Source organism: Microbispora sp. CA-102843 (assembly GCF_050936215.1).
Classification (GTDB): domain Bacteria; phylum Actinomycetota; class Actinomycetes; order Streptosporangiales; family Streptosporangiaceae; genus Microbispora.
Map to the genome: position 1 here is coordinate 6,980,431 of NZ_JBNJNF010000001.1, position 25,428 is coordinate 7,005,858.

The window sequence follows — 25,428 nt, forward strand, 5'->3', positions numbered from 1 at the left end:
CAGCGTACGACGACCGTTAACACCCCCGAGGCTATCCGGCGGCCCGATCGCCCCCGTCGTACGGCCCCGGGCGCGGGGCACGCGTTCCGCAAAGAGGCCGGGCGGCCGCGGAACGCGACGAGCGCCTCCCCAGAGGGCGGGAGGCGCTCGTCCGCGGTCGAGGCGTCAGTCCGGCAGTCCCGGGCGGCCGCCGTCAGTCCAGGTAGTCCCGGAGCGTCTGGGCCCGGGTGGGGTGGCGCAGCTTGGCCAGCGTCTTGGACTCGATCTGGCGGATGCGCTCACGCGTCACGCCGAACTCCCGGCCGACCTCCTCCAGCGTGCGGGGGTGGCCGTCGGAAAGACCGAACCGCAGCTGGATGATCCGCTGCTCGCGCTCCGACAGCGTGGCCAGGATGTCGTCGAGCTGGTCCTGCAGCATGATGAAGGCCGCGGCCTCCATCGGCACCACCGCGTCGGCGTCCTCGATGAAGTCGCCGAGGTCGGAGTCCTCCTCGCCGATGGGCGCCTGGAGCGAGACCGGCTCCTGCGCGATGCGCTGGATCTCCACCACGCGGTCGATGGGCAGGTCCATCTCGGCGGCGATCTCCTCGGGGGCGGGCTCCCGGCCGAGATCCTGGTGGAGCTGCCGCTGCACGCGGACCAATTTGTTGATCGTTTCGACCATGTGCACGGGAATCCTGATCGTTCTCGCCTGGTCGGCGATCGCCCGGGTGATCGCCTGACGAATCCACCAGGTCGCATAGGTCGAGAACTTGTATCCCTTGGTGTAGTCGAATTTCTCGACCGCGCGGATGAGACCGAGATTGCCTTCCTGAATGAGATCCAGGAACAGCATTCCGCGGCCCACATAGCGCTTGGCGATGGAGACCACGAGCCTGAGGTTGGCCTCGATGAGCCGCTGCTTGGCGCGGACGCCCTCCCAGACCAGGTCTTCCAGCTCGGGCCTGGCGAACCTGGCGGCGGGGCTCTCGCAGAGCTTGTCCTCCGCGAACAGACCGGCCTCGATGGCCTTGGCCAGCTCCACCTCCTCCTCGGCGGTGAGCAGCGGAACCCTGCCGATCTCCCGGAGGTAGATCCTGACCAGGTCGCTGGTCGGAGCACGTTTGCCGACATCCTCCTCGTCCGGCTTGCCGGGCTCCTCGTCGCCTTGCGGCTCGAGGACCTCAACCCCGTTCTCGGCGAGCATCCGCACGACGCGCTCCAGCGCGTCGGCGGGCAACTCGGATCGGTCGAGCGCGGCGGCCACGTCGTCAACCGTGACGCTCCCGCGTTCCCTTCCCTTAGCGACGAGGTCCGCCACCTGGTCTACCGATGGCGGCCTGCTTGGCAGCACCGATGCACCCACGCAACACAGTGTGCAGGAAAGGCACCACTAAATGGCAGGCCTATTTTTGTCACCCAAGGTAAGGCGGAAGTCAATACCGAATCGAGATCAAAACATATGTTTGGCGGCTGTGAGATCTGGAAAGGGACGTTTATTCAGGCCCCGCTGGCGCGTTCTCGCAACACACGTCGCTGCTGTTCCAGCGCAACGAGTTCGCCGAACAGCCGGTTGTATTCCTGCTGCTCCTCGACCGGGTTGAGCCGCTGCAGCCGCGACTTCACCTGCGTGACGGCCCGGCCGACCGCGACCTCCTGAATCTTGGCCAGGACGGCCGCGCCGTAGCGCTCCTCGACGTTGACGTCGGCGCGCACGGCCTCGACCGCGAACCGGGTGACGAGCGACCTCAGGTCGATGCCGGTCCCGCCGGACGTCCCGGCGTCGGCCTGCTCAAGCAGTCGGTCGACCCACTCCCGCCCGCCGGGCCCTCCGGCGGCGGTCCCCCCCGCCGCCACGATGACCTCGTACAGCACGACGTGCTCGGGCAGGGTGAACGTCGCCGCGCCGAGCGCGTCGAACTCCGGCCCGAGCAGCGCGGGCCGCTGAACGGCGAGCTTGAGCGCCTCCGCCTCCAAACGGACGGCGGGGTCCAGGGGCTCCTGCCGCACCGGGGCGGACCGCGCGGGCGCGGCTCCATGCGCCCCCTGCTGCCGGCCCTGCTGCCGCCCCGGGGCGCGCCCGCCCTCCTGCGTCCGCCCCACGACCTGCTGTACGCGCTGGATGACGAAGCCCTCGTCCATGAAGCCGAGCCAGCGGTCGAGGTCCACCACGTAGGTCTTGCGCAGCCCCGGGTCCTTGATCGAGGCCACGACGGGCGCGGCGGCGTCGAGCGCGGCCAGGCGTCCCTCGTTCGTGTCGAGGTCGTAGCGGGACAGGGTGCTGCGGATCGCGAAGGCGAACAGCGGCTCGCGGCCGGCGATCAGGTCGCGCACGGCGGCGTCGCCCTGCTTGACCCGCAGGTCGCAGGGGTCGAGGCCGTCGGGCTGCACGGCGACGAAGGTCTGCGTGACGAACTTCTGCTCGTCCTGGAAGGCGCGCAGGGCGGCCTTCTGCCCCGCCGAGTCACCGTCGAAGGTGAAGATCACCTCACCCCGGAACTCCGCCTGGTCGAGCAGCAGCCGGCGCAGGACCTTGATGTGGTCCTCCCCGAAGGAGGTGCCGCAGGTGGCCACCGCGGTCGGCACGCCGGCCAGATGGCAGGCCATGACGTCGGTGTAGCCCTCCACGATGACGGCCTGGGACCGCTTGGCGATCTCCCGCTTGGCGAGGTCCACGCCGTACAGCACCGAGCTCTTGTGGTAGATCGGGCTCTCCGGGGTGTTCAGGTATTTGGGGCCGTCGTCGGAGTCGAGCAGCTTGCGCGCGCCGAAGCCGATGACGTCTCCGGTGATGTCGCGGATCGGCCAGATCAGCCGGCCGCGGAACCGGTCGACGGGACCGCGCCTGCCCTCGCGGGCCAGTCCGCCCTTGATCAGCTCCTGGGAGGTGAACCCGCGGGCCATCAGGTGCCGCGCCAGCGCCTCCCACTCGTTCGGCGCGTGGCCGACGCCGAAGTGCTCGGCGTCTGCCCGCTCGAAGCCGCGCTCGGACAGGAAGCGCCGCCCCGGGGCCGCGTCCGGGCTGGACAGCCGCTCGGCGTAGAACTCGGCGGCGGCGCGGTGCGCCTCGATCAGCCGCAACCGCTCGCCCTGCTCGCGACCGGGCACGTAGCCGCCCTGCTCGTAGCGGAGCTGGATGCCGGCCCGCTGGGCGAGTCGCTCGACGGCCTCGGTGAACGTCAGGTTCTCGATCTTGCGGACGAATGTGATGACGTCGCCGCCCTCGGCGCAGCCGAAGCAGTAGTAGTAGCCCCGGGCCGGGGTGACGTTGAACGAGGGCGACTTCTCGTCGTGGAACGGGCACAGCCCCTTCAGGTTGCCCCCGCCGGCGTTGCGGAGCTGGATGTGCTCGCCGACGACGTCGGCGATCGGCGAGCGCTCCCGCACGAGCGCGATGTCCTCGTCACTGATCCGACCGCTTCGCCCTGCCACGCTGGCGAGTCTAGAGCCTGCCCCCGACAGCCCGGACGCCCCACCGCGAGTGGTCGAGGACATGTCACGACTTTCCCGAACCGGTCGTGATGTACGCCTTGGTCCGTTACAAAGGAAAGGTTCGGTAACGTCGACCAGGTGGAGATCATGCGATCGGGGAGACTGGCCGCCCTCGCCGGCGCCGCGTTCGTCGCGGCGTCCTGCGGCGCGCCCGCCGGGGTCGCGGGAGTGAGCACGCTGCCGCCCACGCCGCCGCCGGGAGGCGGCGTCACGGCCGCCAGCGACGACTCCCAGCCCAGCCACGTCGTGCCTCCGCCGGGGGACGAGCCGGTGCGGGTCCCGCCGCCGAAGATGTCCCCCTACACGTACGCCTTCCCCATCAAGGGCTGCAAGGTGTCGTACTCCCGCAAGCTGCTCGTGCTTCCCAAGACCACCATCTGGGCGGCCAAGGGATGCGCGTTCGTGTCGCCGGTCGACGGGGTGGTCCAGGAGGTCAACGTCAAGAACCTCTGGACGCCCTCGACCGACCGCGGCGCCGACCGGGAGGGCCGGTTCGTCACGGTCAAGGGCGAGGACGGCGTGCTGTACCTCGGCGGCCACCTCGACTCCGTGGAGCAGGACATCACGCCGGGCGCCAAGGTCAAGGCCGGGCAGCTGCTCGGCCGGGTGGGCAACACGGGCAACGCGCGCGACACCGCGAGCAACCTCTACTTCGCCATCTCGTGGCCGGCCGCGCCCCAGTACTGGTGGGTGCGGCGAGGCGTCGTGCCGCCGTGGCCCTACCTGGACGCCTGGGACGACGGCAACCGCACCGTCTCGCCGCGCAAGGCCATGCTCACGCTGCGCAAGGAGCAGGGCGCGACCCCGCCCTGCACGCAACTGTGCGCTTCCAACTCGTCCACGCAGCCCACGCCCACCCCGGACGAGACCAAGCCGCCCACGAAGAAAAAGAAGAAGAACGGCAACGACGACGACGTCGTGGTCATCCCGCTTTAGAAGAGCACGGTCGCCAGGGCACGCGTCACTAGGGCACGGGTCACCAAGGCACGGGTCACCAAGGCACGGGCCCGTCCTCGTCGAAGAACCCGCCCGACGGTCCGTCGGGGCCGAGCGTCGCGAGCTTCACCGCGACCGCCGCGCCCTGCGCCGCCGTACGCGGCAGGGACCTGCCGAGATCCCTGGCGAAGTCGGTGTCGCACGGCCCGGGGGCGATGGCGTTGACCAGGATGCCGAGCGGGCGCAACTGCTTGGCGTACTGCACGGTGAGCATGTTGAGCGCGGCCTTCGACGGCGGATAGGCCGCGAAGCTCGGCCTGTCGGTGAAGTAGTGGCCGGGGTCGGTCATGTGCGCCATCGACGCCGTGCCGCTGGACACGTTGACGATCCGGCCCGCCGCCGACCGCCGCAGCAGCGGCAGCATCGCGTCGGTCACCCGGATGACGCCGAAGAGATTGGTCTCGAACACCTCGCGCACGACGCCGAGGTCGGCCGAGCCGGGCGTCTGCCGCGTCCCGCCCGAGATGCCGGCGTTGTTGACGAGCACGTCGAGGCGGCCGAACCGCTCCCCCACCCGCGCCGCCGCCGACCGCACGCTCTCCTCGCCGGTGACGTCGATCGTCAGCGGGTGGACCTCCAGGCCCTCCGCCCGCAGCTTCGCGGTCGCCTCGTCCCGGCGTCCCGGGTCGCGCGCCCCGAGCAGCACGGTCATGCCGAGTTCGCCGAGCTGCCTGGCGATCTCAAGGCCGATCCCCTTGTTCGCGCCCGTGACCAGGGCGACGGTGTCGGTGCTTTTCATGGGGGCAAGCCCATCACCTCGTCCCCCGCGGCGCCCAACACCGTCTCGGTCACGGGCGATACCCTCGCGGTATGACCGCCGGTGACGACACCGTGGAGACGCGGGAGCTGGCCTATTTCGTGGCGGTGGCCGAGGAGCTGCACTTCGGGCGTGCGGCCCGGCGGCTCGGCATCGCGCAGCCGCCGCTGTCGCGGGCGATCCAGCGGCTCGAACGCCGCCTCGGTGTGCGGCTGCTGGATCGCGACCACCGCACGGTGGCGCTGACGGAAGCGGGTGAGACGCTGCTGCGGGAGGGCCACGCCGCGCTCGCCGCGGTGTCGGCGGCCGTGCGCAGGACCCGGCGGGCCGGCCTGAGCGAGCCCTCGCTCGTGCTCGCCGCCAAACCGGGCGGGGACGCGGACCTGCTGCCGGAGATCCTCGCGGCGTACGCGGCCACGCCGGGCGCGCTGCCCGTCGACATCGTCTTCAGCGCGCGGGAGCGGGGGGCGATGGTGCGGGACGGCCGGGCCGACGCCGCCCTGCTGCACGCCCCGCGCGAGGACCTGACCGGCCTGGCGGTCGAGGAACTGCTGGTGGAAAGCCAGGTCGCGGTGCTGCCGCGGGGGCACAGGCTCGCCGGGCGCGCGGAGCTGTCGATGGCGGACCTCGACGGCGAGCCGCTGCCGCGATGGCCGGGGGCCGTCCCCGAGGGCTTCTACCGGATCGCCGAAAGCGGCCAGCTCATGCACCTCGTCGCGCTCGGCCGGGCCGTGGCGGTCGTCCCCGAGTCGATACGGGCGAACCTGCGTCACGACCTCGTCGGCGTGCCCGTGGCCGACGCGCCGCCGACGACGCTGGTCCTGGCCTGGCCGCAGGACGCGCGGTCGCGGGCGCTGGCCGCCTTCGTGCGAACGGCGGCGGAGGTGGCACGGCGGGTCAGCCGGCCCTGCTGACGCGGAGGCGGGGCGGGGTCAACCGGCCCTGAGGCGGTGCGTCGCCGCCGACAGGCGGCGGTGCCAGCCCATGGCGGAGGCGTCGGTCAGTGAGGCGATCTGGTCGACCACCGCGCGCAGCCGCCCCGCGTCGTCGGCGGCCTGCTCGAACTGCTGGCGCAGGGCCGGCTCCAGCGTCGCGGGGGCGCCGCGCAGGATGAGGTCGCCCAGCTCGGCGATGATCTCGCGCTGCCGGGCCTGGACGGCGTGGTGGGCCTCCCGGGACATCACGTAGCGGGCCGTCACTCCCTTGAGCAGCGCGCACTCCAGACGGGTGGCCCTCGGCACCACCAGGTCCGCGTCGTACCGGTCGTGTCGGCCCCCGCCTCCCGGCGTGGGGCGGCAGCCGTACGCCTCGCGGGTGGCGTCCTGGGCGGAGCGGCACAGCCGGCCGATGAGCGCGCTGGTGAGCCGCTTGAGCGCGGCCAGGTCGGCCAGCCCGGCGTCGAAGGCGGCCGGCCACAGCGGCTCGGCGAGCAGCCGGGCGAAGGTCTCCGACAGCTCCTCCAGGCCGGCGTCGGGCGCGTACCACTCCCTCGTCAGGCGGCACACCTCCAGCCGCTCCTCGGGGTCCCGCAGGGCCGCCATCGTGACGTGGCCGCACGTCAGCGCGTCCTCCAGGTCGTGCACCGAGTAGGCCACGTCGTCGGCCCAGTCCATGACCTGCGCCTCGAAGCCGAGCACGTAGTCGGGCGCCCCCTCCCGCACCCAGCGGAAGACCGCCAGGTCGTCGGGGTAGACGCAGTACGGCTGGCCCTCGGCGGCGAGCGGGACGCCGGGGACCCGGCAGGAGGACCCGGCCCAGGGATACTTGCAGACCGAGTCGAGCGCGGCGCGGGTGAGGTTGAGCCCGGCGCTGCGGCCGTCCTCGGTGATGACCTTGGCCTCCAGCCGGGTCAGCAGGCGCAGGTTCTGCGCGTTGCCCTGGAACCCGCCGCACGGCGTGGCCAGCTCGTCGAGGGCGGCCTCCCCGTTGTGGCCGAACGGGGGATGGCCGAGGTCGTGGGCGAGGCAGGCGGTCTCCACCAGGTCGGGATCGCAGCCGAGGACCTTGCCCATCTCCCGGCCGATCTGCGCGCACTCCAGGGAGTGGGTCAGCCGTGTACGGGGGCTGTGCAGGCCGGTGCAGTCGGCGGGGGCCACCACCTGCGTCTTGGCGGCGAGCCTGCGCAGCGAGGCGCTGTGGAGCACGCGTGCCCGGTCCCGCTCGAACGCGCTCCGCTCGGGGTTACCCGGCGGCTCCGGCACCCACCGTGCCTGGTCGTGCTCGTCGTAGCGGGCCATGCGTCCTCCTTCCCTGTGGCAAGCCCCGTGGCGGCGGGGAATGGAGCGTACCCGCGAAGGTCCGGTTTCACGACAGATCCGGTAGTCCGATGGAAGATTGCCCTCTTGCCCGGTACGCGGTCGCGAGTGATACTCGGTTTTTCCCGCCCTGGCGCTTCCGAGGAGGAGCCCTGGTGGTGGACAACGAGCTCGCGGAGGTCCTCCGATCCGGGCCCTTCGAGCGTGCCCTGCGGGCCGCCATCCGCGCCCGGGGGCTGAGCCTCGACCGCCTGCACTCACGGCTGCGCGAGCGGGGCGTCCACGTCAGCCTGTCCAGCCTCAGCTACTGGCAGCGTGGCCGCTCCCGGCCCGAGCGGGCCGCCTCGCTGGCGGCGGTCCGGGAGCTCGAAGCCATCCTGTCCCTGCCGGAGTACGCGCTGATCGGCCTGCTCGGGCCGCCCCGCCCGCGAGGCCGTCGGCCGGAGACGCTCACCGTGCTCAGCCACCACGAGCAGGTGGTGGTGGGCGCCGGCCGGCGGCACCGGGTGAGCGCCCGGGTCGTGCTGCGGGCCACCGCGCCGGGCGTGGACCGGTACGTGGTCGCCCATCCGCCGGGCACCCGGCTGCTGCGCACCGAGGGCTGCCGGCCCGGCCGCGGCGACGACGACGGGACCGGCCCCCTGACCGAGCTGATCTTCCCGCATCCGCTCGCCCCCGGCGAGACCCACGTCGTGGAGTACGTCACGGCCGTCGCCGCCGCCGATCGGTACGACCGGCGCCTGCGGGACCCGGTCGAGCAGCATCTGGTGCAGGTGCGGTTCACGGGCGGGCGGCTGCCGGTGCGGTGCTTCCACACCTGGTCCCCGGACGCGTCGGCGCCGCCGGGGGACGCCGGTGAGCTGCGCGTCGACGCGTTCGGGACCGCCCACCTGGTGGACACCGGCGCCCGGCCCGGCGTGCGCGGCATCCGCTGGGAGTGGGCCTAGGAGCCCGAGGTGCCGTGGGCGGGGGTCCGGGCGAGGCGGACGAGCTCGGCGGCGGCGCCGGTCAGCCGGGTCCTGGCCCGCCACACCGCGAACAGCGGCCGCCGCAGGTCGAGATCGGCGACGGGCACCTCGATCAGGCGCCCGTCGCGCAGTTCGGCGGCCACGGCGAGATGGCTGAGGACCGCCGGGGCGACCCCGGTCTCCACCGCCACCTTCACCGCGGCGTTGGAGGACAGCTCCAGGATCGGCGGGGCGACGTCCGGCCCGGTCAGGAGGCGGTCGAGGGCGTAGCGGGTGCCCGAGCCGGGCTCGCGCACCACCAGCGGTGTCGCGGCCAGGTCGGCCCGGCGCAGAGGTTCCTCGTGCAGGGGCTCCCCGCGCCGGGCCCACGCGTGGCCCGGGGCCACCACGACGACGAGCCGGTCTTCCGCGACCGGCCAGGAGGTCAGCTCCCGCGGCACGACGGGCGACTCGATGAAGCCCGCGTCGATCTCGCCGTCCGTCGCCATCCGGCAGACCTCGCCGGAGTTGACCACGCGCAGCCCCACCTCGACGTCGGGCAGCACGCGGCGCAGCGCCACCAGCCAGCCGGGCATCAGGTATTCCGCGACGGTCATGCTCGCGGCCACCCGCACGCGGGCGTCGCCCCGCCCGCGAAGGGCCCGCACCCCCGTGAGCAGGTCGGTCGCCGCCGCCAGCGCGGCGCGGGCCCAGTCCACGACGACCTGGCCCTGCGGGGTGAGGCGCGAGCCCGTGGTCGAGCGGTGCAGCAGCGGCACCCCCAGCTCCCGCTCCAGCGTGTCGAGCCTGCGGCTGGCGGACGCCTGCGTGATGCCGTGCAGCTTCGCCGCCTTCCCGAGGCTGCCCTGCTCCGCCACCAGGAGCAGCAGTTCGAGGCTGGCCAGGTCCGGCCACCGTACGGTCATACGGCAACCGTATGACCCGTTGCAAAATCGGTGGCTACCGGGGCATATGGGACTTCGCGACGATCTCCGCATGCCTCCGTCTCTCACGCGGACCACCGCTGCCCGTTCCCCGCTTCCGGGACTGCTCGTGACGACCGCCGGGGTGGCCCTGGCCACCGCCGTCAACGCGCTCGTCCCCGCCGTCAGCCCGCTGATGGCGGCGCTCGTCCTCGGCGCCGTCATGACCAACGTGGGCGTGTCCTCACCCGCCCTGCGTCCCGGACTCGAGTTCGCCGCCAGGGGGCCGTTGCGGCTCGGGATCGTCCTCCTCGGCGCGCAGCTCGCCCTTCCCGACGTCCTCGCTCTGGGACTCCCGGTGCTGCTGCTGGTCGTGGTGACGGTCACCGTGACCTTCTTCGGCACGCAGTGGCTCGGCCGCAGGCTCGGGCTGGGGCGCGAGCTGTCCCTGCTCGTCGCGACCGGTTTCTCCATCTGCGGGGCGGCGGCCGTCGCGGCCATGGACGGGGTGACGGACAGCGACGAGGAGGACGTCATGACCGCGGTCGCCCTGGTGACGCTGTACGGCTCGCTCGCGATCGCCGTCCTGCCGCAGGCCCGGGGCCTCCTGCACCTGTCTCCGGAGGCCTTCGGCGTCTGGGCCGGCGCGAGCGTGCACGAGGTGGCCCAGGTCGTGGCCACTGCGCAAGCCGCAGGCGGGGCGCAGGCCGTGGGCGGGGCGCAGGCCGTGGGCGGGGCGGCGCTCACCACCGCGGTGGTCGTCAAGCTGACCCGGGTGGTCCTGCTCGCCCCTCTCATCGCCGGAGTCACCCTCTGGCGCCGCCGTACGGCCGCCGCCGGCGAGGGCAGGAGGCCGCCCGTCGTGCCCCTCTTCGTGGCCGGCTTCCTCGCCATGGCGGCCCTGCGCAGCCTCGGCGTCCTGCCGCCCGCGGCGCTGGCGGCGCTGAAGACCGCGGAGACCCTGCTGTTCACCGCCGCGCTGTTCGGCATGGGAGCGGCGGTCCGCCTGCGCGCGCTCCTGCGCACCGGCCGCAGGGCCGTCGCGCTCGGCGCCCTCTCGACGGCCCTTGTCACGCTGGTCGCCCTCGCCGGCGTGACCGTGCTGGCGTGACCGTGCTGGCGTGACCGTGCCGGCGTGCATCCCCGACGGATCAGGTCCTCGTGATCGTCACGTCGTCGACGCCCGCCTCCACGAGGCTGGCGGTCGCCAGGTCGGCCGCCTCGAACTGGATCCGCACGGTCTGGCCGGCCAGCCCGGTCAGCGACGCGGTGGCGACGCTCCACGCGCCGTCCCTGTCGGCGGCCGCGCCGAGCTGTTCGAAGACCGTGCTCGTCGTGCCGCCGATCACCTTCACCCGGAAGTAGTCGGCCGCGGAGGAGTTAGACCCGTGGGCGAGATACCAGGAGAACGACAACGTGAGCGTCCCCGACGCCGGCAGCGTGATCGGCGGCGACGTGATCGTGGTCACTCCCCCGTCGACGTCGCCGTCCCCTGCGCTCGTCCCGGCGGCGGCGCCGGTGACCAGGTCGTAGCTCCCGCTGACCGTGGTGCCGAGCTGCTTGGCCCCGCTGGACGACGTCGCGGCGGGGTCGGCGCGCTCCCACGCGCCCGAGGTGGCCGTGTCGGTGCCCGCCGCGTTCGCCGTCCAGCCGGTCGCGGTCTCGAAGGTGTCGGAGTAGACGGTCGCGGGCGGCGTGCCGGTGCCGCAGTACGCGGACTCCTTGCCGATGACCCGGTAGACGCAGTCGGCGTTCTGCACGAGGAGCAGCGCGGCCGCCCGGTTGCGGGAGGTCTCCCGGTCGATCACCTCGTCCGGCGGATAGAAGCCGGGGTTGCTCCCCTTGGGGTACATCTCGAACGTGTACGTGAAGATCTTGTACGTGCCCCACATCCAGTCGTCGATCGAGCCGTCGGTGATGTAGAGGTCGCTCGCCTGCTCGGCGGTGTACCCGTTGGTGGCCGCCATGCTCCGGCCGAGGGCGGCGTGCGCGTCCCGGTCGTCCTGCGTCATGCCCGGGCCGGTGTCGGCCGTCGTGTACCCGTAGGGCCACAGGACGAGCTCGCTGTAGGTGTGCCAGTCGATGGCCGCCTTGATCTGCTGGACGCCGCCGACCACGCGGCTGCGCACGAAGTCGGCCGCCGCCTTGATCTCGGGAGCCGACTCGGCGGCCGAGCCGCGGTAGGTCTCGCTTGACGGAGTGCCGGAGGAGCCGCCGCAGCAGCCCCACTTGTAGGCCCAGTTGCGGTTGAGGTCGGTGCCGACGCTGGAGGTGCCGGAGTTGGGCTGGCGGTTCTTGCGCCACGACCGGTAGGAGCCGGTGGCGATGTCGTACTCGCCGCCGTCGGGGTTGAGGTCGGGCAGGATCCAGATCTCCCGCGTGTTCACCAGGTCGGTGATCTGGGCGTCGCCGCCGTAGTTGTCGGTGAACAGGCGCAGCAGATAGATCGCCATCTCGACCGTGAGGTGCTCGCGCGCGTGCTGGTGCGCGGTGAACAGCACCTCCGGCTCGCTCTCGTCGACGGCCACGTTGTCGCTGATCTTGATGCCCATCAGGTCGCGGCCCTCGTACGAGCGGCCGTAGCTGAACCTGCGGGCGATCGTGGGGTGGGCGGCGACGACCTGGTCGACCAGCGTGCTGAGCTCGGCGTAGTTGTGGTAGCCGGAGTCCCCCGAGGGGAAGTCGAAGGTCTGCGGGCCTCGGGCCTCGGCGGGGGGCGCCAGCTCGGTGACCGTGAACCCGAGCCCGCGGATGGCGTCGGCCTCCTGGAGCGTCGCGGTGACGACCATGCTCCGGCCGTGCACCTCGTCGACGGCGGCCCCCGTGCGGGCCACCGCGCTGCGCTGCGCGACGGTGGCCGGGCCGTCCACCTGGTACTGCCTCGACGGCGACGGCTCCTGGCCCGCCTGCCCCGCCGGGACCCCCATCGAGGGCGTCAGCGAGACGGCGGGGGTGGCGCCGAGCAGTGTCGCGAGGGAACAGAGCAGCGCCGCGGCGATTCCCAGCGCCGGCAGGCGGCGACGTCTTCTCACTCCACGCCCTCCCTTGCGGTAGGTACGTAGAGTGATCAGTCAATCGGGCGGCTTCAACGGTCACCGGGCCGTGTCGCGCGGCCCGGTGAACCACCCCCACTCCGACCTGGTCATTCCACAACCAGTCCGGATGTTCTGTGGAATTTCAACTCATCTGGTGTCGGACTCCGCGCAGGTCAGCGCGGCACGGCCCGCCTCCAGCCGGGCCACCGGAATGCGGAACGGCGAGCAGGAGACATAGTCGAGGCCGATCTCGTGGCAGAAGTGCACCGAGTCGGGGTCCCCGCCGTGCTCGCCGCAGATGCCGAGCTTGAGGTCCGGCCGGGTCCGCCTGCCCTCCTCGACCGCGATCCGCATCAGCCGGCCGACGCCCTCCCTGTCGATGGACTCGAACGGCGAGACCCCGAAGACGCCGAGGTCGAGGTACTTGCCGAAGAAGGCGCTCTCCACGTCGTCCCGGGAGAAGCCCCACGTCATCTGGGTCAGATCGTTGGTGCCGAACGAGAAGAACTCGGCGGCCTCGGCGATCTGCCCGGCCGTCAGCGCCGCCCTCGGCATCTCGATCATCGTGCCGATCGCCGCCTCCACGCCCGCCTCGGCGAGGATCCGCTCCGCCTCCTCCCTGACGATCTCCAGCTCCTGCACCGCGCCGACGAGCGGGATCATGATCTCCGCCCGGGCGCCCTCGGCCCGCCGGGCCGCCGTGGCGATGGCCCGCACCTGCATGGCGAACAGGCCGGGGATCGTCAGGCCGAGCCGTACGCCGCGCAGGCCGAGCATCGGGTTCTGCTCGTGCAGCCGCTTGACCGCCTCGAGGAGCCTGCGGTCGCGGTCGTCCGCCTCCTCCCCCGCCAGGGCCACCTTCACGGCCAGGTCGGTGAGGTCGGGCAGGAACTCGTGCAGCGGCGGATCGATCAGCCGGATCGTCACCGGCAGCCCGCGCATGGCCGTGAAGATGCCGGTGAAGTCGCCGGTCTGCAGCGGTTCGAGCGCGTCGAGCGCGGCCTGCCGCTCCTCGGGCATCGTGGCCAGGATCAGGTCCTCGACGAGCCGCCGCCGCTCCCCCAGGAACATGTGCTCCGTACGGCACAGCCCGATGCCCTGGGCGCCGTAGCGGCGGGCGCGGGCGGCGTCCTCGGGGGTGTCGGCGTTGGCCCGTACGGCGAGCCGGCGTGCGGAGTCGGCGTGGGTCATGATCCGGTCGACGGCCCGCACCAGCTCGTCCTCGGCGGGCTCGCCCTCGAAATACTCGGCGACCGGCGAGGCGGTGACGGGGACCTCGCCGAGGTACACGGCGCCGGTGCCGCCGTCGATCGAGATCACGTCGCCCTCGTCGACGACGACCCCGCCGGGCGCGGTGAAGCGGCGGGCGTGCGGGTCGACCTCCAGCTCCTCGGCCCCGCACACGCAGGTCTTGCCCATGCCGCGCGCCACCACGGCCGCGTGGGAGGTCTTGCCGCCCCTGGAGGTGAGCACGCCGTTGGCCGCGATCATCCCGGCGAGGTCGTCGGGGTTGGTCTCCCGCCGCACGAGGATGACCGCCTCGCCCTGCCCGGCCAGCTCGACGGCCCGCTCGGAGCTGAAGACGGCCCTGCCCGCGGCGGCGCCGGGCGAGGCGTTCATGCCGGTGGTCAGCCTGCGGTTGCCGGCCGTCGCGGCGAAGCGAGGGAACATGAGCTGGGCGAGCTGGTCGCCGGTGACCCGGGTGACCGCCTCGTCCATGTCGATCAGGCCCTCGTCAACGAGCTGGGTGGCGATGCAGAAGGCGGCGGCGGCCGTGCGCTTGCCGACCCGGGTCTGCAGCATCCACAGCTTGCCGCGCTCGATCGTGAACTCGATGTCGCACAGGTCGCGGTAGTGCCGCTCCAGCGTCGCCATGATGTCGAGGAGCTCCCGGTAGGCCTCCGGGTTGATGGTCTCCAGCTCCTGCAGGGGGACGGTGTTGCGGATCCCGGCGACGACGTCCTCGCCCTGGGCGTTGCGCAGGTAGTCGCCGTAGACGCCCTGGCGCCCCGAGCCGGGGTCGCGGGTGAAGGCGACCCCGGTGCCGGAGTCCGGGCCCATGTTGCCGAACACCATGGCGACGACGTTGACGGCGGTGCCGAGGTCGGCGGGGATGCGCTCCTGGCGGCGGTAGAGGATCGCGCGCGGGGCGTTCCAGGAGTCGAAGACCGCCCTGACGGCGAGGTCCATCTGCTCCCGGGGGTCGGCGGGGAAGTCGCGGCCCGTCCGCTCCCTGACGATGCCCTTGAAGGTCTCGACCAGCCGCTGGAGGTCGGCGGCGTCGAGGTCGGTGTCGTCCCGCTCGCCCTTGAGCTCGTCCATCGCGTCCTCGAACAGCTCGCCGTCGATGCCCAGGACGGTCTTGCCGAACATCTGGATGAGCCGGCGGTAGGAGTCCCAGGCGAAGCGGTCGTTGCCCGACTGCTTGGCCAGCCCGAGGACCGAGTCGTCGTTGAGGCCGATGTTGAGGACCGTCTCCATCATGCCGGGCATCGAGAACTTGGCTCCCGACCTCACGCTGACCAGCAGCGGGTCGTCCGCCTGACCGAGGCGCTTGCCCATCCGCGTCTCGAGGGCGGCGAGGTGCTCGCCGATCTCCCCCTCCAGCCCGTCGGGCATGCCGCCGTGCCCCAGGTAGTGGCGGCACGCCTCCGCGGTGATCGTGAAGCCGGGAGGAACAGGGAGGCCGATGTTGGTCATTTCCGCCAGATTGGCGCCCTTGCCACCGAGTAGGTCTTTGAGGTCCTTGTTGCCCTCGGTGAAGTCGTAAACGTACTTGGGCATGCGACGCTCCTTCTCCGACTTCAATAAAACCGCGAACGCGGCCCGCAACCGGACTGTACCTAGGAAAAGCAGTACCAAACCTCACCCTTCGCCACATATGACGTCTAAGCAGGTAGGAGGCATCGGAGAGGTCTAATCCAATCAAAGAACGGCCATTTTTCCGGCCTTCGTGCAGTGGTATAAACCAATTCGCCACCAAGGACGGCGTGAAGGTCGCGCGTTACGGGAGGGCAAATGGTTTAGACCATTGTCCGGTAAGGCGGAGTTCCGGTGAGTCGGCGATGCGGTCGCGACGGCGTGCGATATAAACGAGACACCCTCCGAATACAGTCGAACACGGAGGGTTGTCAGTGTCGCGAGCGATGTCGCGAGGGGTATCGGCGCGAGTGGCGGCGGCGCGGGGGATGACGGTGCGAAGGGTCTGGCCGGTGATGGCGGCGGTGGTCGCCGGGCTCGGCGCGATGACGGCGGCCACCGGCTGCGGGGGCGCGCGGGTCACCCCGGAGGAGTACGCCTCGGGCACGCCCTCCCTGTCCTGGAAGCCGTGCGAGGAGACGGCCTCCTCCTCCGGCTTCGAGTGCGCCACGCTCCAGGTGCCCCTCGACTACGCCAAGCCGGAGGGCAAGACGATCGGCATCGCCCTGGTCCGGCTGCGGGCCACCGACCAGAGCCGGCGGCTCGGCTCCCTGGTCTTCAACTTCGGCGGTCCCGGCGGCTCCGGCGTCACGACGCTCATCGGCGCGGCCCACGCGTTCTCCGCCCTGAACAGCCGCTACGACCTCGTCAGCTTCGACCCGCGCGGCGTGGAACGCAGCAGCGGCATCCGCTGTCTCAGCGGCCCGCAGATGGACGAGTACATGAGCAGGGAGCCCAGCGAGAACGCCGCGGCCGAGACCAAGCTCGTCAAGGGCTTCGCCCAGGCGTGCGAGCGCAACGCGGGCTGGATCCTGCCCTACGTCGGCACCGTCAACGCGGCACGCGACATGGAGACCCTGCGCGTGGCCCTCGGCGACCCGCGCCTCAACTACCTCGGCTTCTCCTACGGCACCCACCTCGGGGCGGTCTACGCCACGCAGTACCCGAAGAAGGTGGGGCGCATGGTGCTCGACTCGGCCGTCGATCCCTCGGTCAGCATGCTCGACATGGCCAAGACGCAGGCCCTCGGCTTCCAGAAGGCGTACGAGGACTACCTGGCCGACTGCACCAAGACGCGGACGAGCTGCCCGCTCGGCGCCGACACCACCGCCACGAACGCCACCGTGCTGAAGCTCCTCGACACGCTGGCCCGCACGCCGGGGAAGGTCGGCTCACGCACGGTCACCGAGGACATCGCCAGGGCGGGCATCACCCAGGCGCTCTACAGCAAGTTCACCTGGCCGCTGCTCACCGAGGCGCTGGACGAGGGCAGGAAGGGCAAGCTCGACGGCCTGCTCGCGCTGGCCGACCAGTACGCCGGGCGGCAGCCGAACGGCACCTACTCGACCCTGCAGTTCTCGCTGCCGGCGGTGCTGTGCGTCGACAGCACCGACCGGCCCTCGGTCGCCGAGGGCGAGGAGCTGTCCCGGCGGCTGGAGAAGCGGAGCCCGATCTTCGCCTCGACCGCGATCAGCGCGGGATCGTGCAGCGTCTGGCCGGTGCGCGGGGACGACGCCGCCAGGCACGTCGACGCGACCGGGTCCAATCCCATCGTGGTGGTCGGCGTGACGAACGACCCGGCCACGCCGTACCAGTGGGCGCCGCGGCTGGCCGACCAGCTGCGCACCGCCGTGCTGCTGACGCTGAACGGCGAGGGCCACGGCGCGTACGGCCAGAACCAGTGCATCGACGACAAGGTCAACGCGTACCTGCTGGAGGGGACGGTCCCGGCCAAGGGGACGCGCTGCGGCTGAGCGCGCTCCCCCGCTCGTTCACGGCACCATCCACCGTGCCAGTGTGCCGCTCACCGTGCCGCTCGCTGTGCCGATCACTGCGCCGTCCGCACGGCGCCCAGCCCGGCCACCACGTGGTCGACCATGCCGTACTCCCTGGCCTCCTCGGCGGTGAACCACCTGTCCCGGTCGGAGTCCGCCTCGATGCGTTCGAGCGGCTGACCGGTGTGGAAGGCGATGCGCTCGGCCAGGGTCTTCTTCGTGTGCCGCATCTGCTCGGCCTGGATCGCGATGTCGGCCGCCGTGCCGCCGATGCCGCCGAGCGGCTGGTGCATCATGATGCGCGCGTGCGGCAGGGCGTAACGCTTGCCCGCCGCGCCGGCGCACAGCAGGAACTGCCCCATCGATGCGGCCAGGCCCATGCCCACGGTCACGACGTCGTTCGGCACGTATTGCATGATGTCGTAAATCGCCAGACCGGCCGACACGGAACCGCCGGGGGAATTGATGTAAAGGCTGATGTCCCGCTTGGAGTCCTCCGCGGTCAGCAGCAGCAGTAGCGAGCAGATGCGGTTGGCGATGTCGTCGTCGACCTCCTGGCCGAGCACGACGATGCGCTGTTCCAGCAGCCTGCGGCTCAGGTCGCCGGAGGCGAGGCGGTCGACGGCGGGGTCGCCTGAGCGGGCGTGGTGGTCCATCTGGTCTCCCTGTTCCGGTAATCGGGTTATGCGGTGACATTAGTCCCGGAGCCCGGGAAAGGGTTCGCCTATTTCGCCCTGAGCACATTTCTCGCAGGGCGTATTACTCCCTCAGCGAATCCGGTTGAAAAGGCGCCACGCCTGTCCGGAAATTTCCGGACAGGCGTGACGGGCGGGCCGGGAGCCGGTCACGGCGCCCGTGCTTGGATCTACAGGGCTTGGATCTACAGCGCCTGGATCTACAGGGCTTGGATCTACAGCGCCTGGACCTCCAGCAGCCCTGTCGAGTAGCCGCTGCGTGAGGTGAAGTTCAGCCGGATCCGCGTGGTGGTGACCGACGAGAACGTCACGGTGTTGAAGGTGTTCGCGGCCACGCCGCAGGCGCTCGCCCCGGGCACGTTCTGCCAGGCCGAGCCGGTCCAGTACTGCACCGAGCAGGACGCCGGCAGGTCGATGCCCTGGTTGTCATCGAACCAGTAGGCCCGCACCTGGTTCAGCGTGACCGCGCTCGGCCAGTCGTACTGCACCCACTGCGCGCCCTGCTGCGGCCAGTTGCCGTAGACCGCGTGGGCCCGGTCGGCCGAACTGGTGGGGGTGTAGCCGTCGTTGATCGCCGCCAGGCTCTCCCAGGAGGACACGTACGACGTCGAGGCGGTCGCGCTCAGCGCCTTGTTGGCCGAGCTGGTGCCGCCCCTGGTCTGGATCACCTTCTGGATCGTGCCGTCGGCGTTGAAGTAGAGCTTGTCCACCGCGACGGACCTGCGGAAGTTGCCGCCGCCCGGCGCGTCGGCCGTGTGGTAGACCATGTACCACTGCCCGTTGAACTCCACCACCGCCGCGTGGCTCGTGGTGGAGCTCACCTGGTCGAGGATCACGCCCCGCTGCGTCCACGGCCCGAGCGGGTTGCTCGCGGTCGCGTAGCGCTGGCAGGCGTAGCTGGACGAGGTGACGCAGCCGTTGGTGTCGTTGGCCGCGTAGACCATGTAGTAGACGCCGTTGCGCTTGAACATCCACGGCGCCTCCCAGTAGTTGGTGAGGCCCTGCGGCGTGACGACCGAACCGTCCAGCTCGATCATGTTGGACTTGAGCTTGGCCGCCCGCACTCCCCAGTAGCCGCCCCAGTAGATGTACGCCTGCCCGTCGTCGTCGGTGAACACGGTGGGGTCGATGTTCAGCGGCGACGAGTTCGGGGTGCTGTCGCTGATCAGCGGGCCGCCCTTGGCGTCGTGGAACGGGCCGAGCGGGCTGTCGCCGACCGCCACGCCGATGTCCATCCACCCCGGCCCGTTGCCGTTGACCGGGACGTACCAGTAGTACTTGCCGTTCCTGGGCTCGACCTCCCCCGCCCAGGCGTCCGCGCCCGCCCAGGAGAAGTTGGCGATCGACAGCTTCGCCCCGTTGTCGGTCCAGGTGTTCGCGTCCGTCGACGAGAGCACGTGCCAGTCGCGCATGTAGAAGTTCGTGGCGCCGGACGCCGCCTCGTCGTGCCCGGAGTAGATGTACATCGTGTTGCCCACCACGAGGGCGGCGGGGTCGGCCGTGTAGATGGAGGTGATGACCGGATTGGCGGCCAGCGCGTTGCCGGCCAGGACCAGCACCAGCGCGGCCGCGATCGCGGCCACAGAGGACAGCCGTCGGCGCCATAAGCGTCGTGACATGGATGAATTGCCTTTCCGCGAGGGGTTACAAGCCTGTCGAGTGGAGATCGGCGATCTCCGCGGCGCTCAGCGCGCGGCTGTAGATCCGCAGCGAGTCGACCGCGCCCCGCAGGTAGGGGTCGCCGGAGTACTGCGAGCGGCCGATCCAGTTCCGCGTGGTGGAGCCGAGGTCGGCGGGGCGCAGCGTCATGCCGGTGGCGCGGGCCACCTGGGCCCCGTCGACGTACAGGGTTCCGGTGCCGCCGGCGGCGGTCACGGCGACGTGGGTCCACTTCCCGACCGGCAGGGCGGCGGGGGTGTCAATGCGCTGCTCCCCGCCCGACCCGGTGGTGGTGACGGCGAAGCGGGCCGTCCCCGACGAGCTGCGCGGGGTCAGGAACATGTAGGCGCTGGTGCCGGTGCCGAAGTCGAAGACCCGCGCCCACGTGTCGGCCGCGTCCAGCCGGAGCCAGAGGGCGACGGAGAATGCCGTCGCGCCCGCCAGGATGCCGGAGGGCAGCGCCACGTGCTGCCCGCTCCCGCCGAGGCCGACGGCGTTGCCCGTGCGTCCCGCCGTCCAGGTCGCGCCGCCCGCCAGCGTCGCCGTACGGCCGTTGCCGGTGGCGTCGGCGGCGGTCGTCCCCGCGGTCTCGTCGAAGCGGTAGTGGGCCACGAACGGCTGCGGCGCGGCGGCGACCCTCCAGTAGACGGTGTAGCGCTCCCCGTGCGTCTGGTGGAACGGCCGCAGGGTCACCTGCCCGGTGCTCGCCGTCGCCGTGTAGCGCAGCGGCGTCGAGGTCGCCGTGATCGTGGCGGGGTCGAGCGTGGGCAGGGCGCCGAGGTTCGTGGTGCCGTACGCGCCCGCGAGGACGATGGGCCCGACCCTGACCGCCTGCACGGTCGCGTCGTCCGGCGTGGCCTCCCGTGTCAGGAGGGTGGGCAGGCTGACGTCGACCACGTCCCCGCTGCTCCAGGTGCGGGTGAGCGCGGCGTACGTGCCGGGGGTGAGGGTCAGCGCCTGCGCCGCGCCGTTGACCCGGATCTGGGCCCCGGAGGTCCAGGACGGGATGCGGATCCGGAACGTGGCGGCCCCGGAGCCGGTGACCGTGAGCCGGGTCGAGGGGGCGTCCGGGAACGTCGTCTCCTGCCTGATCGTCAGCCCGCGCTCGGCCCAGGTCAGCTCGGAGGGGATGAAGAGATTGACGTAGAGGGTGTCGCCGGAGTGGAAGTAGACGCTGTCGCCATACTTGGTGTTGCTCTCCATCCCGGTGCCGTGGCAGCAGACGAAGCTGTCGTAGTCGTTGCTGTAGGTCTTGAGCCCGCCGGCCCGCATCGGCACGTAGTAGCACTGGAACCCGTGCGCCGAGTTCGGGTCCTGCGAGGCCAGGACGTGGTTGTAGAGCGCCCTTTCGTAGAAGTCCATCAGGTCGGCCCGCGTCGGGTCGGTGAGGAACAGCTGCCGGGTGAGCTTGAGCATGTTGTAGGAGTTGCAGCACTCGCAGGTGGTGTCGGACAGCTCGCTCGCGATGCGGTCGGGCGCCTTGAAGTACTCGCCGTTGGAGTTGCCGCCGATGGCGTACGTGTGGTGGCGGGCGACGATGTCCCAGAACGCGGTGGCGATGTCGCGGTAGCGGGTCGTGCCGGTCGCGTGGTATTCCCGGATCGCCCCGATCACCTTGGGGATCTGGGTGTTGGCGTGGTAGCCGTTCAGGGCGTCGGTCCCGGCCGCGAGCGGGTCGAAGATCTCGGCGTGGTCGAAGTACTGCGCGGTGGCGAGGTGGGCGGGGTCGCCGGTGAGCTGGTAGAGGTTGGTCAGCACCTCGTTCATGCCGCCGAACTCGGTGTCGAGCATGTTCTGCCGCTGGGTGTAGCTGAGCCGGTCGCAGCGCAGCTTGACCCAGGAGGCCACGCCGAGCAGGACGGTCAGCGCCTGGGCGTTGCCGGTGAGCAGGTGCGCGTCGAGCAGCCCCGCCATGATCTTGTGGAGCGTGTAGTAGGGGGCCCAGACCTGCTGGCGCGCCTCGACGCGGTCGATGAAGCTCTCGGGGAAGGCCGACAGGTATCCGGTGTTGAACCCGGCGGCGGTCGCGCGGGCCTGGCATTTGGCCAGTTCGGCCACCAGGTAGTCGCTCTTGGTCTTGAACGCCGCCGTGCCGGTGGAGGCGTACGCCTGGGACAGGGCGGACAGCAGGTGCCCGGCGGAGTGACCGCGAAGTTCGGTGCTCGGCGACTCCCAGCCGCCGCAGGGCGTGGCAGTGGAGGCGAGGCCGACATTGCGCCGGAAGGTGTGCAGCAGGCGGTCGGGGTCGAGGAACGACAGGTAGCTGTGCGTGCGCCCGGCGTTGGCCGCGAACGGCCCGCTCAGCAGGCGCACGGCCGTGAGCGGGAACGCGTAGGCGGCGACGCCGATGTCGGCACGGGGTACCAGGAACGCGCGCGCCAGGAACGCGGGCGCCGCGGCGGCGGGGCGGGCGGCCCCGAGGGGCCCGAGCGCGCCGGAGGCGAGCCCGGCCGCGCCCGCGGCCAGCAGGGTTCTGCGTGACAGGCTTCTGGAAGGTTCTGGCATGGCTGTCTCGTCTTCCTTGGGCTCGTTTTCCGTTGGGGGAGGGTGCGGGGGAGGCTGGTCGCCTCCCCCGCCTGACGCGTTACGAGCCGTACGCCTTGACTTCGAGCAGCCCGACGGAGTAACCGGAGGCGCTCTGCAGCAGCACCCGCAGGCGGGTGGTGCTCACGGGGGTGAAGGTCACGGTGTTGTACTGGTTCGCGGTGACGGGGTAGCCGCTCGCCCCGGCGACGTCCACGTAGGCGCTGCCGTTCCAGTACTGGAGCTTCCACGACGCGGGCAGGTCGATGCCCTGGTCGTCGTCGAAGAAGTAGACCTGCGCCCGGCCGACCGTCACCGCCGACGGCCAGGTGAGGGCCGCCCACTGCTCACCCTGGTTGGGCCAGGTGCCCCAGCGCGGGTTGACCGTGTCGTTGGACGACGGCGGGTCGATCCCGTCGTTGATCGCGGCGACCGACTCCCACGACGAGGTGTACGACGCGGAGGGCGTGGCCGACAGGGCGAGGTTCGTGACCGGCGGCGGGTTGGTGCCGCCACGGTTGTAGATCTTGATTTCGGTGAGCCCGCTCTTGGCGCCGGACGGGTTGGTCATCAGCACGCGCACCCGCTGCGCCGTCACCGGGCTGAACTTGACCAGGTTGTAGTTGCCCTGCGGGGTGGCGGGCGTCTTCGCCTGGCCGCTCACGGTGGTCCAGGTGCTCCCGTCGAGGTACTGGATCTGGTAGGCCGACGGCGGCCGGTAGGCCGTGCTCGCCGGGCGGCTGTCCTTGAAGTAGAGCCTGACCTCGTCGAACGTCTTGGCGCTGCCGAAGTTCACCTCGTACCAGTCCTGGGCGTTGGGCGAGCCGCCCGCGCCCCAGAACGGCTCGTTGATCGGGAATCCGTCCACCACGGAGGCCGTGGTGGTGCCCGAGCCGGTGTAGGAGGCCGACACGGTGGCGCCCTGGGCCAGGTTGGTGAGGTTCGCGGTGATGTCGGCCCCGGCCTTGGCCAGTTCGTCGACCACCCGCGCGTCGGTGTGGACGACCTGCTGCGGCGCCTTCATCCCGGCGACCGCCTGGTTGTAGGAGACGGTCCCGGTGGCGCCCCCGGTGAAGGTGACCGACCCTGTCGCGGGGTCCCACACGAACGGCGCCAGCCGGTCCACGGTGACCGCCCGCGTGCCGTTCACGTAGATCGAGTAGCCCTGCGGCACCCCGGCGTACCGGGTGACGCCGTCGGACGGGTCGTCCCACACGATCGACAGGTCGGCGTCGCGGTAGCGGATGTTGTTGACGGCGAAGTGGGACCAGCCGATATCGATCGGCGACAGCTCCACCTTGGCGTCGTCGCGCGGGCGCAGCCCGGCCACGTCCTCGATCAGCGTCCAGTTGGAGCTGCCGAGGATGTTGTGGTGGATCCACGACCGGTAGGTGATCGACGAGCCGTTCCAGTTCGCCCAGAACTCGTTGGCGTCGGGCCAGCGGGTGTCGCCGCCGACGTACTGCGCCCAGGCGTTCCAGTAGAGCAGCTTCTTGTAGTCGTCCTTCGTGATGTAGGAGGTCGGGTAGTTGCGGATGGCCGAGGACAACAGCCGGAACTGCACGGTCGAGTTGATCGTGGAGAAGTTGTTGCTGCCGGGGTTGCCGGCCGCCGCCGCTGCCGCCTTGTCCTTCTGGTTCGCCGTGTAGAAGGGGAAGACCGGATACTCGGCCGGGTCGGCGAACAGCCGCAGCGCCTCCCGGTAGGTGGCGGTGTTCGGCATCAGGCCCACGGCGTACGGGTAGAAGTTGTTGATCTCCTTCCACGGGTCGAGCGTGTTGGTCGCCACGTGGCGGTGCTCCAGCACCCGGTTCGTCGGGTCCCACAGCACGTTGACGACGGCGTTCTGCACGCGGGTGGCGAGCGCGCGCATCTCGGCCGCCTTCGTGGCGTTGCCGATCACGTCGTACGCCTTGGCGGCGGCCAGGGCCCCGCTGTAGACGTACGCCGACTCGGTGCGGTCGAGGTTGCCGCTGCGCCAGTGGAAGGACACGGCGTCGGCGTCGTTGCCGGTGAGGGCGCCCCAGTCGTACTCGATCAGCCCGTTGCCGTCGTGGTCGTAGTAGGAGAGCTGGCCCTTCGCGTCGCCCTCGGCGTACTTGGCGAGGTTGGCCGCGACGGCGGGCGGCCCGCCGTGGATCTGGTAGCTACGCCAGGCCGCCTCACCGATGTACTGGGTGTAGCTGTTGGACCAGTTGGCGGGGTCGCCCGGGTTGTCGAGGAACCGGCCGCCCTTGGACACCTGCCCGACCGACAGCCAGTCGCCGTACGCGTAGAGCGGGGTGCGCAGATACTTCAGGTCGTCGATGTGCATCGGCTGGGTGAGCACGATGGCGTTGTTGTAGCCGAGCGCGCCCTCGACGGAGGTCGGGAACTGGTAGGTCTGGCCGGGCAGGTTCGCGTCGAGGTTGTTGAACCTCATCAGCCACCAGCGGTAGTAGTAGTTCTTCGTGATCGCCGGCTCGGGCGAGTCGAAGTAGGGGATGTTGTCCGCCCACCACCGGTTGTAGGCCCGCACGTGCGTGGCGAACGCGGTGGCGGCGTCGTAGCCCTTGTAGGAGTTGTAGTCGCTCAGCGACTCGGGGATCTCGTCGGTGACGAAGCCCATGACGAGCTTCACGGTGACGGTGGCGCCGGCCGCGACCGTGACCGAGCGGTTCAGTCCCCCGCTTGTGACGGTGAACCCGTCGCCCGACAGCCGGGGGCGGATCGTCGTGAGGTTGTTGAAGGCGTTCACGGTGCCGGTCAGCTCGTTCCCGCTGCCCGAGGTGGCGTACGGCGAGGTGGCGCGCACCTGCAGGGTGGTGGAGGCGCTCCCGCTGTTGGTGATCGCCAGGTTCGCCACCGCGACGTTGTTCTGGGTGATGAACTTCGTCTGCTCGATCCGGACGTTGCCGCTGGTGTGGACGCTCTTCCAGTAACTGGGGGCCTGCTTGCGCTGGGCGGTCTGCTCGCTGAACGTGCCCGGCGTGACGGCGACGGTGAAGGCGCTCTGGTCGTTGATGCTCTCGATGTAGGCGACCTTGCCGGCGAAGCCGAGCGTGCCGGGGGTGTGGGTCTTCATGAACAGGGCCCGGCCGCGCGTCATGAGGATGCCGCCGTCGGCGTCGGAGGGGTCGCTCCCGCCGGTGCGGCTGAGCAGCCGGTCGATCCAGAAGTCGGTGCCGGAGCTCTCGGAGTCGTAGACGGCCCGCAGCATGTTCCCCGTGCTGTAGCCGACGGGCGGCGTGGGGATCGCGGGACCGGTGAACGTGGGATAGCCGATGGTCTGGGCGGCGGAGGCGTCCTGCCTCGGAACCATGAGGGCGCCGATGACGAGGCAGAGCACCACCGCCACGGTCAGGGATCTGAACCGGGAGTGGACGAACGCCGACATCACGTCACCTCCTTCACTTCGTGGGGGGATGGAGGGGGACAGTGGGAGAACGGCTCACCCGCGGGGGCGGATGTCGCGCTTGAGCCCACAATCGACG

General features: G+C 71.0%; 16 protein-coding genes. 5 read left to right on the forward strand and 11 right to left on the reverse strand.

All coding sequences use genetic code 11. The annotated features are described in order from the left end of the window. Window positions 1–193 precede the first annotated feature (193 nt). Together rpoD and dnaG are read right to left on the reverse strand one after the other, a co-directional pair. A complete protein-coding gene (gene rpoD, locus ACQEVJ_RS32345; protein ID WP_433113098.1) occupies window positions 194–1,333 on the reverse strand; it encodes an RNA polymerase sigma factor RpoD in 1,140 nt (379 codons plus the stop codon). A gap of 146 nt (window positions 1,334–1,479) precedes the next feature. Next, window positions 1,480–3,411: a DNA primase gene (gene dnaG, locus ACQEVJ_RS32350; RefSeq protein WP_433107651.1), complete on the reverse strand. Its 1,932-nt coding sequence runs from the start codon at window positions 3,409–3,411 to the stop codon at window positions 1,480–1,482. Window positions 3,412–3,558: 147 nt separating this feature from the next. On the opposite strand from dnaG, the gene ACQEVJ_RS32355 reads away from it, so the two are divergent. Next, a complete protein-coding gene (locus ACQEVJ_RS32355; protein WP_433107653.1) occupies window positions 3,559–4,407 on the forward strand; it encodes a M23 family metallopeptidase in 849 nt (282 codons plus the stop codon). A 55-nt stretch (window positions 4,408–4,462) separates the two neighbouring features. Here ACQEVJ_RS32355 and ACQEVJ_RS32360 read toward each other — a convergent pair whose 3' ends face one another. After that, window positions 4,463–5,206 (reverse strand): SDR family oxidoreductase, encoded by a 744-nt coding sequence (locus ACQEVJ_RS32360; protein ID WP_433107655.1) that lies wholly within the window; start codon window positions 5,204–5,206, stop codon window positions 4,463–4,465. A gap of 71 nt (window positions 5,207–5,277) precedes the next feature. On the opposite strand from ACQEVJ_RS32360, the gene ACQEVJ_RS32365 reads away from it, so the two are divergent. After that, window positions 5,278–6,138 (forward strand): LysR family transcriptional regulator, encoded by an 861-nt coding sequence (locus ACQEVJ_RS32365; RefSeq protein ID WP_433107657.1) that lies wholly within the window; start codon window positions 5,278–5,280, stop codon window positions 6,136–6,138. 18 nt (window positions 6,139–6,156) lie between these two features. On the opposite strand, the gene ACQEVJ_RS32370 is transcribed toward ACQEVJ_RS32365, so the two are convergent. Beyond that, window positions 6,157–7,461 carry a deoxyguanosinetriphosphate triphosphohydrolase gene (locus ACQEVJ_RS32370; RefSeq protein WP_433107659.1) on the reverse strand — a complete coding sequence of 435 codons (1,305 nt, stop codon included), beginning with the start codon at window positions 7,459–7,461 and terminating at the stop codon, window positions 6,157–6,159. A gap of 173 nt (window positions 7,462–7,634) precedes the next feature. Here ACQEVJ_RS32370 and ACQEVJ_RS32375 point away from each other — a divergent pair, with 173 nt between their 5' ends. Continuing rightward, window positions 7,635–8,426, forward strand: coding sequence for a hypothetical protein (locus ACQEVJ_RS32375; protein ID WP_433107661.1), 792 nt, complete (start codon window positions 7,635–7,637; stop codon window positions 8,424–8,426). Here ACQEVJ_RS32375 and ACQEVJ_RS32380 read toward each other — a convergent pair. Continuing rightward, window positions 8,423–9,352 (reverse strand): LysR family transcriptional regulator, encoded by a 930-nt coding sequence (locus tag ACQEVJ_RS32380; RefSeq protein WP_433107663.1) that lies wholly within the window; start codon window positions 9,350–9,352, stop codon window positions 8,423–8,425. The two genes, ACQEVJ_RS32375 and ACQEVJ_RS32380, sit on opposite strands and share 4 nt — an antisense overlap. Before the next feature lie 70 nt (window positions 9,353–9,422). Here ACQEVJ_RS32380 and ACQEVJ_RS32385 point away from each other — a divergent pair, with 70 nt between their 5' ends. Then, window positions 9,423–10,460: a YeiH family protein gene (locus ACQEVJ_RS32385; protein WP_433107665.1), complete on the forward strand. Its 1,038-nt coding sequence runs from the start codon at window positions 9,423–9,425 to the stop codon at window positions 10,458–10,460. A 40-nt stretch (window positions 10,461–10,500) separates the two neighbouring features. On the opposite strand, the gene ACQEVJ_RS32390 is transcribed toward ACQEVJ_RS32385, so the two are convergent. Together ACQEVJ_RS32390 and ppdK are read right to left on the reverse strand one after the other, a co-directional pair. Then, window positions 10,501–12,381 carry a M14 family zinc carboxypeptidase gene (locus ACQEVJ_RS32390; RefSeq protein ID WP_433107667.1) on the reverse strand — a complete coding sequence of 627 codons (1,881 nt, stop codon included), beginning with the start codon at window positions 12,379–12,381 and terminating at the stop codon, window positions 10,501–10,503. A 150-nt stretch (window positions 12,382–12,531) separates the two neighbouring features. Then, window positions 12,532–15,168, reverse strand: a complete 2,637-nt coding sequence (ppdK, locus tag ACQEVJ_RS32395; protein WP_433107669.1) for a pyruvate, phosphate dikinase — start codon at window positions 15,166–15,168, stop codon at window positions 12,532–12,534. 404 nt (window positions 15,169–15,572) lie between these two features. Between ppdK and ACQEVJ_RS32400 the strand changes: the two genes are divergently transcribed. Continuing rightward, a complete protein-coding gene (locus ACQEVJ_RS32400) occupies window positions 15,573–17,057 on the forward strand; it encodes an alpha/beta hydrolase (protein ID WP_433107671.1) in 1,485 nt (494 codons plus the stop codon). A gap of 74 nt (window positions 17,058–17,131) precedes the next feature. Here ACQEVJ_RS32400 and ACQEVJ_RS32405 read toward each other — a convergent pair whose 3' ends face one another. From ACQEVJ_RS32405 to ACQEVJ_RS32420, 4 genes are all read right to left on the reverse strand, one after another. Beyond that, window positions 17,132–17,734, reverse strand: coding sequence for an ATP-dependent Clp protease proteolytic subunit (locus tag ACQEVJ_RS32405; protein ID WP_433107673.1), 603 nt, complete (start codon window positions 17,732–17,734; stop codon window positions 17,132–17,134). A gap of 254 nt (window positions 17,735–17,988) precedes the next feature. After that, on the reverse strand, window positions 17,989–19,392 hold the full coding sequence (locus ACQEVJ_RS32410) for a glycoside hydrolase family 43 protein (protein ID WP_433107675.1): 1,404 nt from the start codon (window positions 19,390–19,392) through the stop codon (window positions 17,989–17,991). Between the two features lie 25 nt (window positions 19,393–19,417). Further along, entirely contained in the window at window positions 19,418–21,937 is a 2,520-nt protein-coding gene (locus ACQEVJ_RS32415; protein WP_433107677.1) for a beta-L-arabinofuranosidase domain-containing protein, read from the reverse strand. 79 nt (window positions 21,938–22,016) lie between these two features. Then, entirely contained in the window at window positions 22,017–25,331 is a 3,315-nt protein-coding gene (locus ACQEVJ_RS32420) for a galactose-binding domain-containing protein (RefSeq protein WP_433107679.1), read from the reverse strand. Window positions 25,332–25,428: the final 97 nt, after the last annotated feature.